We start from the raw sequence: 16,163 nt of genomic DNA, 5'->3' as shown, positions 1-16,163 counted from the left end.
GCGACCGTCGGGGGCGCCGTGATCGAGCCGCAGGTCGTTCTCGCCCCCGACGGAGGTCGGGGGCCCGGACGGCACCGGGCCCCCGTCGGCCGACGTTCGTCGCCCGGCTCCTGACCCGTGGTCGCTGTCCGCCGGCACGGCCGACGGGGGAACCTCGAGGCATGAGCGAACAGACCTCCGCCCCGACCGGCCGCGGCCCAGCAGCCCCCGCCGGCGCCCCCGCCACCACCGTCCCCGGTGCCGCCGCCCTCGAGATCCGCGGCGTGACCAAGCGCTACGGCGGCCGCGCCGCGGTCGATGACCTGGACTTCGTCTGCCACCCCGGTAGCGTCACCGGCTTCCTGGGCCCCAACGGCGCCGGCAAGTCCACCACCCTGCGCATCCTCACCGGCCTCGCCGACGCCGATGCCGGCCAGGCCCTCGTCGGCGGTGCCGAGTACCGCAGCCTCGACCATCCCGCCCGCACCATCGGCGTGATGCTCGACGCCGGCGGCCTCCACCGCGGCCGCACCGGGCTGGAGACCCTGCGCCTGACCGCCCGCACGATCGGCATGCCTGCCACGCGGGCCGACGAGGTGTTGGAGACGGTGGGACTGGCCCACGCCGGCGCCAAGCGCGTGGGCGGCTACTCCTACGGCATGCGCCAGCGGCTCGGCATCGGCGTCGCCCTCATCGGGGACCCCGCCGTGCTGGTGCTCGACGAACCCGCCAACGGTCTGGACCCGGAGGGGATCCGCTGGATGCGCCGCCTGCTGCGCTCCTTCGCCGACGCCGGCGGCACCGTGCTGCTGTCCAGCCACCAGCTGCGCGAGGTCCAGGCCACCGTCGATCGGCTGGTGGTGATCGCCGGCGGGCGTCTGGTCCGCGAAGGCACCCTCGATGAGCTGACCAGCGAGGGCGGCACCCGCGTGGGAGCGCTGGACCCGAAGGCCCTTCGCGCCGCGCTGGACGCCCACGGCATCGCCTACGAGCACCGCTCCGGCGACGAGCTCGAAGTGAGCCTCGCCCCCGAGGACGTCGGACGCCTCGCCCTGCGTGAGCAGATCGTGCTCACCTCGCTGGGCGCCACCGACCACGGCGGCCTCGAGGAGGTCTTCTTCGCCCTCACCGGGCAGACCGAACCGGATGCGGGACAGCCCGCCGACGATCCCACGGCGAACACCACCGCCGCGGCCACCGCCGCCCTGCTCTGACCCCGCCCTGCTCCGACCCCGTCCGGATTCCGGCTCGGCTCCGACCCCGTCCGGATCCCGGCCCGGCGATGACCCCGTCCGCGCCCTCCACCCCTTCGTATCCCTCTTCGAGGAGAGACCCATGAGACCCGCACTCGACATCCGCGCCCATCTCGACACCCGCGGCGCCGCCATCCTGATGGCCATCTCCCTGCTGCTGATCGTGGCCTTCGCCGCCCTCGGCGGACTCGTCCAGCCCGCGATCGTCCCCGGAGGCACCTCCGACGTGGAGATCTCCGTCATCGTCCTGTCCCTGCCGCTGTCTCTGATCATCCCGATCATCACGGTGATGATGATCGCGGGGGAGTGGTCCGACGGCTCGATCCAGAACACCTTCCTCCAGCGCCCCGGTCGCGGAGGCGTGCTGGCCTCGAAGGCCGTGGCCACCATCGTGGTGATCGCCGTGATCGTGCTGCTGTCGATCGCGCTGGCCGCCCTGACCACGTGGATCGGCGGGGACCTGATCGGCGACGGCGCCCGCTTCGACTCCCTCGAGGGCGTGTTCACCACCCAGCTCGCCTCGCTCGCCGCGGTGCTGCTGTTCTCCCTCGCCATGGGCCTCGCCCTGCAGTCCACCGTGCTGGGTCTGCTCGCAGCGATCGGCTTCCCCTTCGTCGTCGCCACGGCGGGCAGCGTCGCGATGCTGACCGGGTCCGAGACGGTCACCGACGTGGTCCGCGCCCTGGACCTGCAAGCGGCCGCCGTGGCGCTCGCCGACGGGCAGGCCGGGGCCTTCGAGCTGATCCCGCTCGTGCTGCTGGTGATCCTCCCGGCCGCCTACGGGGCCTGGCGCTGGAACCACCGCGAGGTCGGATGAGCCTCGCCGCCTCGGAGCAGCGGGAGGCCTAGGATGGCCGCGGTCGTCCGCCCGCACGGTGGCCGCAGACTCCTCGCCCGACCTCCCCGCTCCCGCTTCCCAGGACAAGGACCTCCCGCATGACTCTTGCCGCCCTGTCGCGCCGGCCGCTGACCCGACTGATCGCGGCAGCGGCCGCGACGGTGCTGCTGATGAGTGGATGCACCGAGCTCGGTGGCGGGCAGGACGCCTCCTCGCCCGCTGACGAGGAGAAAGAGTCCGGCCGGCACGCCCCGGCCGAGGAGGCGGATCTCCCGCTCGACGACCTCGGCACCTCCGCGGCCCAGGACCTGCCCTCGGACCCCGCCTCGGATCCGGCGTACGCCGAGTACTACGAGCAGGACATCGAGTGGGGTCCGTGCGAGGACCTCGCGGCCGAGGACGCCGAATGCGGCACCCTGACCGTCCCGCTGGCCTGGGACGACCCCTCCCAGGGTGACATCGAGATCGCCGTCGGCCGTCTGCCCGGCAGCGAGCAGGACGCCGGCTCCCTCGTGGTCAACCCCGGAGGCCCCGGCGGCTCCGGCGTGGACTTCCTGGAGTCCGTCCCGTACCTGTTCTCCCCGGAGGTGCGCGGGGCCTACGACATGGTCGGCTTCGACCCGCGCGGCGTGTCCCGCTCCGCCGGGATCGAGTGCCTCAGCGACGAGGAGACCGACCGGTACCGCGCCGAGACCGCGGAACCGGGCACCGCCGAGGCCGAGGAGATGTCCCAGAAATGGGGCACGAAGATCGCCGAGGCCTGCGAGGCGAACTCCGGCGACGTGCTGCCCTACCTCGACACCTACTCCACCGCGCGGGACATGGACGTGCTCCGCGCCGCGCTGGACTCCGAGAAGCTCGACTACTTCGGGTACTCCTACGGCACCTATCTCGGGTCGACCTACGCGGATCTGTACGCCGATCGGGTGGGGCATTTCGTGTTCGACGGGGCGATCGACCCCACGATCACCATGGACGAGCTCACGGCCGGGCAGGCCGAAGGCTTCGAGCAGGCCACCAGCGCGTTCGTCGAGGACTGCCTCGAGAACGCGGATTCCTGCCCGCTCAAGGGCGATGTCGAGGAGGGGAAGCAGCAGCTGCGGGCCTTCTTCGCCGCCGTCGACGAGAACCCCCTGGACAGTGGCGACCCGGACCGCCCGCTGACCGGGGCGCTCGCCCGGTCGGCCGTGCTGATGCTGATGTACAACGACGCGCTGTGGCCCAACGGACGCCAAGCCCTCTCCGAGGCCATGAACGGGGACGGCAAGGAGCTGCTGAGCCTCGCCGACCAGTCCGCCGGCCGGCAGGACGACGGGTCCTACCGCACGAACGCCACCTACGCGATCACCGCCATCAACTGCCTGGACCATCCCGGCATCGCTGACGAGCAGTGGCAGGAGCAGGAGGCTGAGCGCCTGGCCGAGCAGTTCCCGACCTTCGGCCCGGTGATGGGCGGGGACGGCTGTGCCCAGTGGCCGGTCCCGCCGCTGCGCGAGCCCGCCCCGATCTCCGCCGAGGGTGCGGATCCCATCGTGGTGATCGGCACGACCGGTGACCCGGCCACGCCGTACGAATGGTCCGTCTCCTTGGCCGATCAGCTCTCCAGCGGCGTGCACCTGACCTTCGAGGGCAACGGCCACACCGCCTACGGGCGCTCCGGCGGCTGCATCGAGGAGCAGGTCGACGCCTACCTCCTGGAGGACACGGTGCCCGCGGACGGCTTCACCTGTTGAGCGGGCCGCGAGGACGCGACGCCGCATTCGGGGGGCTCCGGGCGACGGGCAGCGGCCGACGGGGTCCCGGCGGCGGACCCGGCGTGACGGGGATCGCCCCGGATCGTTTTGCGCCCGCCGCCTCGTGTCCCGTACAGTGATGCGGTCCGCCGCGTGACCGGCGGGAACGCCGCCTTAGCTCAGTCGGTAGAGCGATTCACTCGTAATGAATAGGTCGCCGGTTCGATTCCGGCAGGCGGCTCGAGCGTGCAGAAGACCCCTTCGCCCGGCAGGATGTGCCCGGGCGGAGGGGTCTTTCTCGTCGGGAGCGGCGGCGTGAGCGGAGCGGGCGGTGCCGCCACGCCCTGGAGTGTCGCGCATCGTGCGCCGCCTCGCGTCGCGACCCGGACCCCATCGCCTCGATCTGGAACACCACCGTTTCTTGAACGAGTCCAGAAAAGCCGCTACGATGGCGTCATGTCGAGCACCGATCACACCTCCGCTCTGCGAGGTGCCGGACTGCGCGTGACCGCTCCGCGGCTCGCGACGCTGGACGCGGTCGCCGCACATCCCCACGCCGACGCCGAGACGATCGCCCGGCAGGTGCGCGAGCGCCTGGGCACCGTGTCCCGTCAGGCCGTCTACGACGTGCTCAACGCGCTCTCCGACGCCCAGCTGCTGCGCCGGGTCTCCGTCGGCGGCCGCAGCATGCAGTACGAGCTGCATCGGCACGACAACCACCACCACCTGGTGTGCCGCGAATGCGGCCGCCTGGAGGACGTCCCCTGCGCGATCGGCGAGGCTCCCTGCCTGCTCCCGCACGACGACCACGGCTTCGAGATCGAGATCGCCGACGTCGTCTACCGAGGCGTGTGCTCCGAGTGCCGGGTGACGAAGACTCTCACCGCCGCGACGGCCCCGTCGGCCGACCCCGTGCCCCGCACCCCCGAGACCCCCTGAGCCTCGGCCCTGCCCGCAGGGCCTCCACTCAGGGTTTCCTGATCCCTCCCACCACTATCCGAACATTACGTGACAACTTGTCAGAAACCGCACGACCTCAGGAGATGCACATGACCGACTTCGACCCGACGATCCCGAGCACCACGGAATCCGGCGCTCCCCGCGAGTCCGATGCTCACTCGCTGAGCATCGGCGCCGACGGCCCCCTGCTGCTCCACGACGTCAACCTGGTCGAGAAGCTCGCCCGCTTCGATCGCGAGCGCGTCCCGGAGCGCAGCCCGCACGCGAAGGGCTCCGGCGCCTTCGGTGAGCTCGAGGTGACCGAGGACGTCTCGATGTACACCAAGGCGGACCTGTTCCAGCCGGGTCGGAAGACCCCGATGGTGCAGCGCTTCTCGACCGTCGCCGGTGAGCTCGGCTCGCCCGACACCTGGCGCGATGTGCGCGGCTTCTCGATGAAGTTCTACACCCAGCAGGGCAACTATGACCTGGTCGGCAACAACACCCCGGTCTTCTTCCTGCGCGACCCGATGAAGTTCCCCGACTTCATCCATTCCCAGAAGCGGACCGCGGACTCCGGTCTGCGCGACAACACGATGCAGTGGGACTTCTGGACCTCGGTGCCCGAGAGCGCCCACCAGGTCACCTACGTGATGGGTCAGCGTGGTCTGCCCAAGTCCTGGCGCCACATGAACGGCTACGGCTCGCACACCTACATGTGGATCAACGAGTCCGGCGAGAAGTTCTGGGTCAAGTACCACTTCCACACCGACCAGGGCATGGAGTTCCTCTCCAACGAGGAGGCCGACCGCCTCGCCGGCGTCGACGGCGACTACCACCGCCGCGACCTCTTCGAGTCGATCGCCCAGGGCGACTTCCCCAGCTGGACCCTCTCGGTGCAGGTGATCCCGTACGAGGAGGCGAAGACCTACCGCTACAACATCTTCGATCTCACCAAGACGGTGTCCCACAAGGACTACCCGCTGATCAAGGTCGGCCGCATCACGCTGAACCAGAACCCGAAGAACCACTTCGCCCAGATCGAGCAGGCCGCCTTCAGCCCCTCGAACACGGTGCCCGGCATCGGCCTGTCCCCGGACAAGATGCTGCTGGGTCGCTCGTTCTCCTACCCGGATGCGCAGCGCAACCGCATCGGCACCAACTTCAACCAGCTGCCGGTGAACCGTCCGATCGTTCCCACCAACTCCTACGACAAGGAGGGGGCGATGGAGTTCTTCCACAGCGAGGACGCGCCGGTCTACGCGCCGAACTCCTACGGCCGCAAGTACGCCGCGGAGCAGGGCCCGGTCGACAACGGCTGGGAGGCCGACGGCGAGATGGTCCGCGCCGCCTATTCCCTGCACGCCGAGGACGGCGACTTCGTCCAGCCCGGCATCATGGTGCGCGAGGTCTTCGACGACGCGCAGCGCGATCAGCTGGTCCAGACGGTCTCCGGTGGCCTGAGCACCGTGAAGGAGCCGGTGCTGTCCAACGCGATCCAGTACTGGAAGAACATCGACCAGACCATCGGTGAGCGCATCGAGAAGGCCATCGGCACCGGTGCGGCCGACGACCAGCCGGGCGGCGATCCGCTGGACGCCTGATCCGGTGATCCGGTGACCGGGCGCTGAGCACGGACCCGGTCTTCCACGGTGGCGCGGCCCGTCCCCTCGAGGGGACGGGCCGCGCCGTCGTTGCCCTCAGGGGTCAGGCACCGCACCGACCACATGCACACCAGCGGGCCGTTCGGGGTGATCGCCTCGGCGATCGAGGTGCCGTCCACGTGCTCGACGCGCTGCGAGAGAGCGTGCTCCCCGTGGGACTGGCGATTGCCCTGCATGCCGAGCATCTACAGGTCGTCGAGGTCGCTGTTCGCCATCTCGTGGCCCAGACCGTGCCGGGCCCAGCGGTAGCCCAGTCAGGCCTCGCGATCGATCGTCGTGGCTCGAGTCATGGGTTCTCCTGCATCTCCTGCGAAGCAGAGGCTGCTCGTGCGCGCCCTCGCATCCGAGATGGGCCGACGTCGGCCGCTGCCGAGGTCAGACGACGAGGACCTCGCTGGGGGAGGAGAGCAGCAGCTTCTGCACGGTCAGGCCCAGCAGGTGGCGGGCGAGATCGTTCTGGTGGCGGATGCCGAGCACCAGCAGCTCCGCCTTCTCCTCCTCGACCACGTCCAGCAGCACGTCGGCGATGTCCTCCTCGGTGTGCTCCTGGCGCATCGCGACCCGCACGGAGGACTGCCGCAGCTGGTCCCGGGCGATCTCGAGCTGCTGATCATCGGCGTGGCGGGGGTCCTCCTGGACACCCTCGCGCACCACGTTGACGACGATGAGTGGGCCTCCGCGTCGTTCTGCCTGTTCGCGTGCGGCCGCCAGCGCCTTGAAGCCCACCTCGGTGGGGATGAATCCGACGACGACTGCCATCTGCTCTCCTCGGGTGCGGTCCGGGCGTCGGCCGCGCCCGGGATGCGCGGCCTGCCCCGATCCTACGGGGTCCGGGATGGTCCCGGCGCGGTCGGGAGAGCGCTCAGAACTCCGACCGGGAGGAGGAGGTGGGGACGTCCGACCGCTGCTGGCCGGACAGGGCCTGGATCTCGTCCATGATCCGTGCGGTCATCAGGCGGCGCTTGACACCCTTGGAGGCGGCGGGGTCGAGGTCGCTGAAGTCGATCGGCGCGCCGATGCGCACCGTGACCGCTCCGCGCTCGGGCAGCTTCGGCTTCATCAGCTCCTGGGTGCCCTTGAGGCCGACGGGGATGATCGGGCGCCCGGATTCGAGGGCGAGCCAGGCCGCGCCCTGCTTGCCCGGGTGGAGCTTGCCGTCCTTGGACCGGGAGCCCTCGGGGTAGATGCCGAACCCGGCGCCCTCGCGGAGGATGATCTGGGCGGACTGCAGGGCGCCCTTCCCGGAGGACAGTGCCTCGCGATCCACGGGGACGGCGTCGACGGCGGTGAAGAACCACCTCAGGATCCGGCCCTTGATCCCCTTCTGGGTCCACAGGCTCTTCTTGGCGACGAACCGGATCTGGCGCGGGAAGGCCACCGGGATCACGAAGCTGTCTATGTTGGAGAGGTGGTTCGAGGCGATGATGAAACCGCCGTCGCGCGGCACGTTCTCCAGTCCCGTGACCCGAGGGTTCCAGATGAGCGAGACGAAGGGACGCACGGCGGTGCGAACACCCATGTAGAAGCGCTGGGTCACGGGGTCCTCCTGAAGATGTCCTGGACTGCGTGCCACGATATATCCGCTCCGGGCCCGTGCGGGACGCCGCATCCCGTCGTGCGCTTCGATGATGCGCAGGTCGCACCGGGGAAGCGGCCAGGTGGCGGTCACCGCCGGTGTGGTAGAACAGGCGTGCGTCACGCGCCGGACCGGACGCGAGGAGCCGGGGACGGCCGAGGCGCTGCGGCGCGCCCGTGGCGGCTGCCGATCCCTGCTGAGCCCGAGGAGCCTGTCGATGCCGAAGACCCTGAACATCGCCGTGATCGGCGCCGGAACCATGGCCCAGGCCGTGCACCTGCCGGTGCTGCGGCGGCGCTGGGACCGGTTCGCGGTGACCGCGCTCGTGGACCACTCGCCGCGGCGGCGTCGGGAGGCTTCCGAGGTGTGGGGGCTGGATGAGGGCGAGCGCTACGAATCGGTCGCGGACCTCATCACCGCGGTGCGGGCGAAGACGGTGAGCGTCGACGCCGCCGTGCTGTCGACCGATGGCCTGCACACGGAGGACCTGCTGCAGCTCATGCGGCGGGGAATCCCCGTCCTGGGCGAGCCGCCGCTGGGCTACTCCGCCGAGGAGATCGCGAAGGTCGCCGACTTCGAGCGGATGACCGGCCGGCCCTTGCTGATGATGGCCTACCCCCAGCAGTACGACGACTCCGTGCGGAAGATGGCGGAGCAGATCGCCCTGAAGGATCTGCGGATGGTCGACCACGAGGTGCTGATGCCGGCGAGCCAGCCGCTGTTCGGCGGCGCGCACGTGACCACCTCCTCCTACGATCTGCCGTCCGAGGTCCGCACCCAGCGCCGCGGTGACCTGCAGGCCGCAGTGGTGGCCGGCTCCGGCGACGGGGCCACCCAGCGCGATCGCGACCTCTACGTCAAAGGGCTGCTGACCGGCGTCGCCCACCAGATGGCCGTCCTCGAGGCCGTCTACGGGCCGATCACGGACCTGGTCGCGGTGAGGCACTGGCCCAAGGGCGTCATCCCCGGGTCGATCGAGCTGCTCGGCTCCCTCGGCGGCGGTGCGCAGGTGCGGCTGGTCTGGCACTACCTGCCCTTCGCGCCCGAGTACTCCGAGCGCATCGAGGTGCTCTCGGCCCGCCGTCGGATGCGGGTCGAGCTGCCCGCCCCCTCGCACGGCGATCGCCGTTCGACGGTCGCGCTGAGGGAGAAGAAGAGCGGTGTGGTCCAGGAGACCGCCACGACCGCCACGAAGGGCTCGGCCGAGCTGATGTGGGAGGCCTTCCACGCCTTCGTCGAGAAGGGCACTCCACCGATCTCCGGGGCCGAGCAGGCGCGCACCCAGGTCATGCTGCTGCGGGAGGTGCTGGCCGCGATCGTGGCCGCCGACGGCCGCAGCATCGAGAAGGATTTTGAGGAGGAGACGGCAGCCGACGACGCGGAGGACGGGGCCGCCGACACGGCAGGCGCGGACGCCGATGACCCTGCGGAGGCGGCGGTCGACGGGACGCCGGCCGTGGCAGGTGACGCGCCGGCCACGACTCCCGCCGCACCGGCGATGACCACGGTGGGGTCGGTGACGACCCGCGCGGAGTCGGGGGACCGTGCGATGTCGACGGGGGACGCGGAGCCGGCAGGGGCCTCCGATCGGGCGCCCGAGGACTCGGCCGGCCAGCCCGACGTCGGGACCGAGCAGGCATCCGGTGCTCGCGAACCGGCGGCCGAGACCCTCGAGCAGGTCGAGGTCGCTCCGACCTCCGGCATAGGGGAGCGGCCTGCACCGGCCGGGGCCCAGATGACCGAACGGCTCCCGTCACCGGAGGAGCTCGATGCGCTCGAGGAGACCAGGGGGAGCGGCCCCGACGCGGACGATTCCACCGCGCCCGCGGAGGCGGATCGCTCCGCTGCTCCCGCGGGGAAGGATCGCGCCGCCCCGGCGGACGCGGAGCCCGTGGACGTCTGGAACCTGGAGACCTCGACCGAGTCGACCTGGCCGCCCACCGTCCGGACGACGAACGCCGCGGGCACCGACACCACGACGCCCGACGACGGCACCACGGACCCGCACGACGCGCCGGTCGCCGACGACGGCACGGTGCCCGCCGACGCCGACGCCGACGCCGGCACGGACACGGGCGCGGAGAATGACACGGGCGCGGACGGCGAGGATGGCACGACGACTGCCGAGCGCGCCCTCGAGCGACCGGAGGACCCGACCCGCTGAGCGTCGAGGAGACCGCTCGGACGGTCTCCTCGCGCGAGCCGCACAGGACCCCCGGAGCCCGGCGCTCCGGGGGTCCTGTGCATGCACCGGGCGTCCCGGAGCCGGGTCGATCCGGGCGCGGACCCGACATGCCCGGAGGCGCGCGCACGACACGCCGGGACGCCGATGCCGCCGCACCGGGAGGCCGGATCACGACACGCCGACGACACGCCGGGACGCCGATGCCGCCGCACCGGGAGGCCGGATCACGACACGCCGACGACACGCCGGGACGCACCTCGGACACGCCGAGGATCCACCTCACGTCCGGTCCGATCCGGGGCTGTCCCGGGCCCTGCGGGCCGTGCGTCATCCACCGTCGGGACCGTCTGTCGGACCCCTCGTCCACACTGCTGTGTGCACGGGTCCTCGGCTTTCGTGCGTGGGCCCCGCGCCCTGTCCCCACTCCTCCCGATCCGTCCACAACCCATCAACACCCGATTGTGGATGACAGGGTTGTAACTCAGTACATCTTGTGGTCGTTCCGTCGAGGCACCACTAGGTGTAGTGTTGACGTTGTCGCAGTGATCCGGTCTCCCCGGGGACCAGCCGCCGCTTCAGAAGCCATGGAGCCGGGGGTGGTGGGGAGATTCCGGAGCTCCGCGACACGGTCTGAGGACCTCCTGTACCACCAGCAAGAAACCACCCTCTTCGCGCCGTCGGCGCGGCGCTCGAGAAAGGCCCTTCCCTTGGACATCACCGTGTACTCCAAGCCCCTCTGCGTGCAGTGCGACGCGACCAAGCGCGCCCTCAACAAGGCGGGCGTGGCCTATGACGTCGTCGACATCACCGAGGATGCCGACGCGCTCGCCCGCATCAAGTCGATGGGTTACGTCCAGGCCCCGGTCGTCATCACCGAGCAGGACCACTGGGCCGGCTTCCGGCCCGACAAGATCAAGGCGCTCTCGGCGGGCGCCGGCGCGGAGCGCCGCGCCACCGCGATCTGATCGGCCTCCGGGAGGTGTCGGCGTGACCAACCTCGTCTACTTCTCCTCGGTCTCGGGCAACACGCGCCGCTTCGTCGAGAAGCTCGGGATGCCGGCGTCGCGCATCCCGCTCTACCCCAAGGAGGAGCACCTCGTCGCCGACGAGGAGTTCGTCCTCGTGGTCCCGACCTATGGCGGGGGCAACGGCCGCGGTGCCGTGCCCAAGCAGGTCATCAAGTTCCTCAACGACGAACGCAACCGGGCACGGATCCGGGGCGTGATCGGTGCGGGGAACACCAACTTCGGGGAGGCGTACTGCTTGGCCGGGGACATCATCTCCGCCAAGTGCCGCGTCCCGTACATGTACAAGTTCGAGCTGTTCGGCACCCCCCGCGATGTGCAGCGGGTGCACGACGGATTGGAAGAGTTTTGGCGACACTGACCGAGATGCCCCCGGTCGAGCACAACAGGCAGCTCGACTTCCACGCGCTGAACGCGATGCTCAACCTCTACGGAGCCGACGGCAGGATCCAGTTCGACAAGGACCGCCTCGCCGCTCGGGAGTACTTCCTGCAGCACGTGAACCCCAACACGGTGTTCTTCCACTCGCTGCGCGAGAAGATGGACTACCTGGTGGAGAACAAGTACTACGAGCCCGAGGTGCTCGCCCAGTACGACTTCTCCTTCATCGAGTCCCTGTCGGAGCAGGCCTTCGCGAAGAAGTTCCGCTTCCCGACCTTCCTCGGCGCGTTCAAGTACTACACCTCGTACACGCTGAAGACCTTCGACGGCAAGCGGTACCTGGAGCGCTTCGAGGACCGCGTGGTGATGGTGGCCCTCACCCTCGCCGAGGGGGACGAGCAGCTCGCCCGGAACCTGGTCGACGAGATCCTCGACGGCCGCTTCCAGCCGGCCACCCCCACCTTCCTTAACGCGGGCAAGGCCCAGCGCGGCGAGCTCGTGAGCTGCTTCCTGCTGCGCATCGAGGACAACATGGAGTCCATCGGGCGCTCCATCAACTCCGCGCTGCAGCTGTCCAAGCGCGGCGGCGGCGTCGCACTGCTGCTGTCCAACCTGCGCGAGTACGGTGCGCCGATTAAGCACATCGAGAACCAGTCCAGCGGCGTCATCCCGGTCATGAAGCTGCTCGAGGACTCCTTCTCCTACGCGAACCAGCTGGGGGCCCGCCAGGGCGCCGGGGCCGTGTACCTCAACGCGCACCACCCGGACATCCTGCGGTTCCTGGACACCAAGCGCGAGAACGCCGACGAGAAGATCCGCATCAAGACCCTCTCCCTCGGCGTGGTCATCCCCGACATCACCTTCGAGCTCGCGAAGCGCAACGAGCCGATGTACCTGTTCTCCCCGTACGACGTGGAGCGCGAGTACGGCAAGCCGTTCGCCGAGGTCAACGTCTCGGACGTCTACCACGATATGGTCGACAACCCGAACATCTCCAAGAAGAAGATCAAGGCGCGCGACTTCTTCCAGAATCTCGCGGAGATCCAGTTCGAGTCCGGCTACCCGTACATCATGTTCGAGGACACCGTGAACCGGGCCAACCCGATCCCCGGAAAGGTCACCCACTCGAACCTGTGCTCGGAGATCCTGCAGGTCTCGACCCCGTCGTCGATGAACGTCGACCTGACCTACGACGAGCTCGGCCGGGACATCTCCTGCAACCTCGGCTCGATGAACATCGCCAAGGCGATGGACTCACAGGACTTCTCGCGGACGATCGAGACGGCGATCCGCGGTCTGACCTCCGTCTCGGACCACTCGGACATCGAGTCGGTGCCGACGATCGCCGAGGGCAACCGCAAGTCGCACGCGATCGGCCTGGGGCAGATGAACCTCCACGGCTACCTGGCGCGGGAGTCCATCTTCTACGGCTCCGAGGAGGGTCTGGACTTCACGAACATGTACTTCTACGCGGTCACGTTCAACGCCATCAAGGCGTCGAACAAGATCGCCAAGGAGCGCGGTGAGGTCTTCTACGATTTCGAGAACTCGGCCTACGGCACCGGTGCGTACTTCGACAAGTACATCGACCAGGTGTGGGAGCCCCGCACCGAGAAGGTCCGCGGCCTGTTCGAGGACTCCGGCGTGCACCTGCCCACTCAGGAGGACTGGAAGCAGCTGCGCGAGGAGGTCGCGGCCCACGGCATGTACAACGCCTACCTGCAGGCGGTCCCGCCGACCGGGTCGATCTCCTACATCAACCACTCCACGAGCTCGATCCACCCGATCGTCTCCAAGATCGAGATCCGCAAGGAAGGCAAGATCGGCCGGGTCTACTACCCCGCGCCCTACATGACCAACGACAACCTCGAGTACTACGAGGACGCGTACGAGATCGGCTACGAGAAGATCGTCGACACCTACGCCGAGGCCACCCAGCACGTGGACCAGGGCCTGTCGCTGACGCTGTTCTTCCCGGACACCGCCACCACGCGTGACATCAACAAGGCGCAGATCTACGCCTGGCGCAAGGGCATCAAGACCCTGTACTACATCCGCCTGCGTCAGATGGCGATCGAGGGCACCGAGGTCGAGGGCTGCGTCAGCTGCATGCTCTGAGCTCGCACCGCGATCTCGCACGACGCCGACGGGCGGGTCTCCTTCCGGGGAGGCCCGCCCGTCGGCGTCTGTCACGGGGACGGTCGATGGCGGTCGGCGGGCGGTCGGCCCTCGCGCGATGCCTCGAATCCACGGGTCCGCCCAGGTGGTGTCCTCCGATGAAGGGCGGGGGAGCGTCATGGATCCGCCGTGGCGGGAATCCGGGCCTGGCCCGTGCCGGAGGGGCCTGGAGGGGCGGAGCCCGCGGTGCCACGTGCCGGTGAGATGACCTGGCGTCATGCCGCAGTGCAATACAGAGAACAGCGGCCAACCCATTGGACATGCTTGTACAGTGATCGAGGGCCCGGACGCGGCGCCCGGCCCGCCAGCCGTCGACATCGAGCACAGGAGCTCCCATGACCCAGCACCCCCTCAGCGCGCACGAGCCTCCCGAGGGGGCTCGGGGGTCCCGTTCCCCTCGCACCCCGCAGGCCCGCGAGGCCCCGGCAGGGACCGGCGAGGCCGCTCGCGCCCCGCAGGCCCGCGAGGCCCCGGCAGGGACCAGCGAGGCCGGGTCCGGGCGTCCCCGCGTCGTGATCGCCGTCGATCTCCCGGAACCGCTGTGCCAGGAGGTCCGGCGGCGGGTGCCCGAGGTGGACGTCGTGTGGGACCACGCCCTGTACCACCCTCGCCGGGGGCCGGCCGACTGGAGCGGGGACCCCGACCACCGCCGCTCCCCGGAGCAGCAGCGTGCCTACGAGGCGATGGTCGATTCTGCTGACGTGCTGTTCAGCCTCCCGGACGTCGACCCCGCGCAGTTGGCAAGGACCGTGCGCGCCAACCCCCGCCTGCGCTGGGTGCAGGCGATGGCCGCCGGCGGCGGGTCCCAGCTGCGGGCCGCGGGCCTCGCATCGGAGGAGCTCGAGCGGGTCGCGGTGACGACCTCCGCCGGGGTGCACGGCTCGCCCCTGGCCGAGTTCGCCCTCTTCGGCGTGCTGGCCGGCGCCAAGACGCTTCCGCGCCTGACGTCGCTGCAGAGGGACCACCACTGGGGCGAGCGCTGGGAGATGCGACAGCTCGAGGACATGACGATCCTGATCCTCGGCCTCGGCGGGATCGGGCGTGCCTGCGCGCTGACGTTCTCCGCCCTCGGCAGTCGGGTGCTGGGCTCCTCGCGCAGCAGCACCCCCGTCCCGCACGTGGACGAGCTGGTGCCGATGGATCAGCTCCCGCGGGCCCTCTCCCGCGCCGACGCCGTGGTCCTCACCCTCCCCGGGACCGCGTCGACCGACGGCCTGGTGGGGGAGGGGCTGCTGGAGTCCGCAGCGCCCGGCATGATCCTGGTCAACGTCGGCCGCGGCACCGTGGTGGACGAGGACGCCCTGGTGGGCGCGCTGGACGACGGCCGGATCGGTTTCGCGGCCCTCGACGTGACCGCGACCGAACCCCTCCCCGCCGACAGCCCGCTGTGGGATCATCCGAATGTCCTGATCAGTCCGCACACCGCAGCACTGTCCTCCGCCGAGGAAGCGCGGATCGCGGAGCTGTTCATCGACAACCTGCGCCGTCACCTCGAGGGCCGGGAGCTGCGAAACGTCGTCGACACCGTGGAGTTCTACTGACCCATGAGCGAAACCAGGGACCCCTCGCCCGCCATCACCCGCGGACTGCGCATCCTCGACGTGCTCGAAAGGGCGGCCGGGAACCCCCAGACCCTGTCCGACATCGCCCGCGCCGTCGGCATCGCGAAATCCTCCGCCTCCAACATCTGCGCCGCCCTGGAGGCGGAACGGATGATCCAGAGGGTGGACAGCGGCTACCGGCTGGGCATGCGGACGGCTGAGCTGGGTGGGTCCTTCGCCCTCCAGTTCAACCAGGTTCGCGAGTTCTTCACCGTCGTGGAGGCGGATCCGCAGCTGTCCGAGCACGTGGTCCAGATCGCCACCCGTGACGAGGTCGATGCCATCTACCTCGCTCGTCACGAGGGTCGTCGCCACCGTCTCGGCACCCCGCTGGGGTCCCGCCTGCCGCTGGTCTACTGCGCCGTCGGGACCGCGATGCTCCTCCGGGAGCCCGAGGACCAGATCGCCCCTCTGCTCCGACAGGACGCGCTGCGCCCGCCCACCTCCCGGTCCTCCCGGGACGCCGGCGTGATCAGCGCGCGGATCCGCCGCGCCCGCGAGGTCGGCTACGCCGTCGATCGCGGAGAGTCCATCGAAGGGGTCCACGGCGTCGCGGCGCCGCTGGAGCCGTGGCGGCCGGGCGATCCGCCGATGGCGATCGGGGTGGCCCTGTCGACTGACGAGGCCGATGACGCGACCATCGAGCGCATCGGAGCGGCCGTCCTCCGTATCGCCACGAGGCTGACGAACCCCCTGGCCCGACGCCCGGAGGCCACGGCCTGAGATGCCCGCGACCAGTCCCGTCCGAATGCTCCGGGCCGGGCTGTCCTCGCGCACCCGCCCGCCCGCTTCCCGCCCGGGCGGCGTGCGC

Annotated in this window: 13 protein-coding genes and 1 tRNA gene; 12 read left to right on the top strand and 2 right to left on the bottom strand. The window is 70.1% G+C overall.

Translation table 11 applies throughout. The features are described from left to right. Nucleotides 1-161: 161 nt before the first annotated feature. From BH708_RS09170 to BH708_RS09145, 6 genes are all read left to right on the top strand, one after another. Nucleotides 162-1,193 (top strand): ABC transporter ATP-binding protein, encoded by a 1,032-nt coding sequence (locus tag BH708_RS09170; protein ID WP_083713425.1) that lies wholly within the window; start codon nucleotides 162-164, stop codon nucleotides 1,191-1,193. A gap of 121 nt (nucleotides 1,194-1,314) precedes the next feature. Continuing rightward, nucleotides 1,315-2,049, top strand: a complete 735-nt coding sequence (locus tag BH708_RS09165; protein ID WP_076808280.1) for an ABC transporter permease — start codon at nucleotides 1,315-1,317, stop codon at nucleotides 2,047-2,049. 119 nt (nucleotides 2,050-2,168) lie between these two features. After that, on the top strand, nucleotides 2,169-3,803 hold the full coding sequence (locus BH708_RS09160; RefSeq protein WP_076808278.1) for an alpha/beta hydrolase: 1,635 nt from the start codon (nucleotides 2,169-2,171) through the stop codon (nucleotides 3,801-3,803). Nucleotides 3,804-3,971: 168 nt separating this feature from the next. Next, a tRNA-Thr gene (locus BH708_RS09155) sits at nucleotides 3,972-4,044 on the top strand. 215 nt (nucleotides 4,045-4,259) lie between these two features. Next, the gene (locus BH708_RS09150; RefSeq protein ID WP_076808276.1) at nucleotides 4,260-4,742 is read left to right on the top strand and encodes a Fur family transcriptional regulator; all 483 of its coding nucleotides are present in this window, start codon (nucleotides 4,260-4,262) and stop codon (nucleotides 4,740-4,742) included. A gap of 110 nt (nucleotides 4,743-4,852) precedes the next feature. After that, nucleotides 4,853-6,346, top strand: coding sequence for a catalase (locus BH708_RS09145; RefSeq protein WP_076808274.1), 1,494 nt, complete (start codon nucleotides 4,853-4,855; stop codon nucleotides 6,344-6,346). Between the two features lie 435 nt (nucleotides 6,347-6,781). Here BH708_RS09145 and BH708_RS09140 read toward each other — a convergent pair whose 3' ends face one another. After that, nucleotides 6,782-7,165 carry a universal stress protein gene (locus tag BH708_RS09140; RefSeq protein ID WP_076808272.1) on the bottom strand — a complete coding sequence of 128 codons (384 nt, stop codon included), beginning with the start codon at nucleotides 7,163-7,165 and terminating at the stop codon, nucleotides 6,782-6,784. Nucleotides 7,166-7,268: 103 nt separating this feature from the next. Next, on the bottom strand, nucleotides 7,269-7,943 hold the full coding sequence (locus tag BH708_RS09135) for a 1-acyl-sn-glycerol-3-phosphate acyltransferase (protein ID WP_083713424.1): 675 nt from the start codon (nucleotides 7,941-7,943) through the stop codon (nucleotides 7,269-7,271). A gap of 256 nt (nucleotides 7,944-8,199) precedes the next feature. Between BH708_RS09135 and BH708_RS09130 the strand changes: the two genes are divergently transcribed. From BH708_RS09130 to BH708_RS09105, 6 genes are all read left to right on the top strand, one after another. Further along, on the top strand, nucleotides 8,200-10,146 hold the full coding sequence (locus BH708_RS09130; protein WP_083713422.1) for a Gfo/Idh/MocA family protein: 1,947 nt from the start codon (nucleotides 8,200-8,202) through the stop codon (nucleotides 10,144-10,146). A 728-nt stretch (nucleotides 10,147-10,874) separates the two neighbouring features. After that, nucleotides 10,875-11,132 (top strand): glutaredoxin-like protein NrdH, encoded by a 258-nt coding sequence (gene nrdH, locus BH708_RS09125; RefSeq protein ID WP_076808271.1) that lies wholly within the window; start codon nucleotides 10,875-10,877, stop codon nucleotides 11,130-11,132. Nucleotides 11,133-11,154: 22 nt separating this feature from the next. Continuing rightward, a complete protein-coding gene (gene nrdI, locus BH708_RS09120) occupies nucleotides 11,155-11,553 on the top strand; it encodes a class Ib ribonucleoside-diphosphate reductase assembly flavoprotein NrdI (RefSeq protein WP_076808269.1) in 399 nt (132 codons plus the stop codon). A gap of 5 nt (nucleotides 11,554-11,558) precedes the next feature. After that, the gene (nrdE, locus tag BH708_RS09115) at nucleotides 11,559-13,691 is read left to right on the top strand and encodes a class 1b ribonucleoside-diphosphate reductase subunit alpha (RefSeq protein WP_076808267.1); all 2,133 of its coding nucleotides are present in this window, start codon (nucleotides 11,559-11,561) and stop codon (nucleotides 13,689-13,691) included. Between the two features lie 395 nt (nucleotides 13,692-14,086). Then, on the top strand, nucleotides 14,087-15,292 hold the full coding sequence (locus BH708_RS09110; RefSeq protein ID WP_157235833.1) for a D-2-hydroxyacid dehydrogenase: 1,206 nt from the start codon (nucleotides 14,087-14,089) through the stop codon (nucleotides 15,290-15,292). 3 nt (nucleotides 15,293-15,295) lie between these two features. Then, entirely contained in the window at nucleotides 15,296-16,075 is a 780-nt protein-coding gene (locus BH708_RS09105) for an IclR family transcriptional regulator (protein ID WP_076808265.1), read from the top strand. Nucleotides 16,076-16,163 lie beyond the last annotated feature (88 nt).

It is taken from the genome of Brachybacterium sp. P6-10-X1 (assembly GCF_001969445.1).
Lineage (GTDB): Bacteria > Actinomycetota > Actinomycetes > Actinomycetales > Dermabacteraceae > Brachybacterium.
Note: the sequence above shows the minus strand (reverse complement) of the source record. Positions and strands in the feature narration are given on the sequence as shown.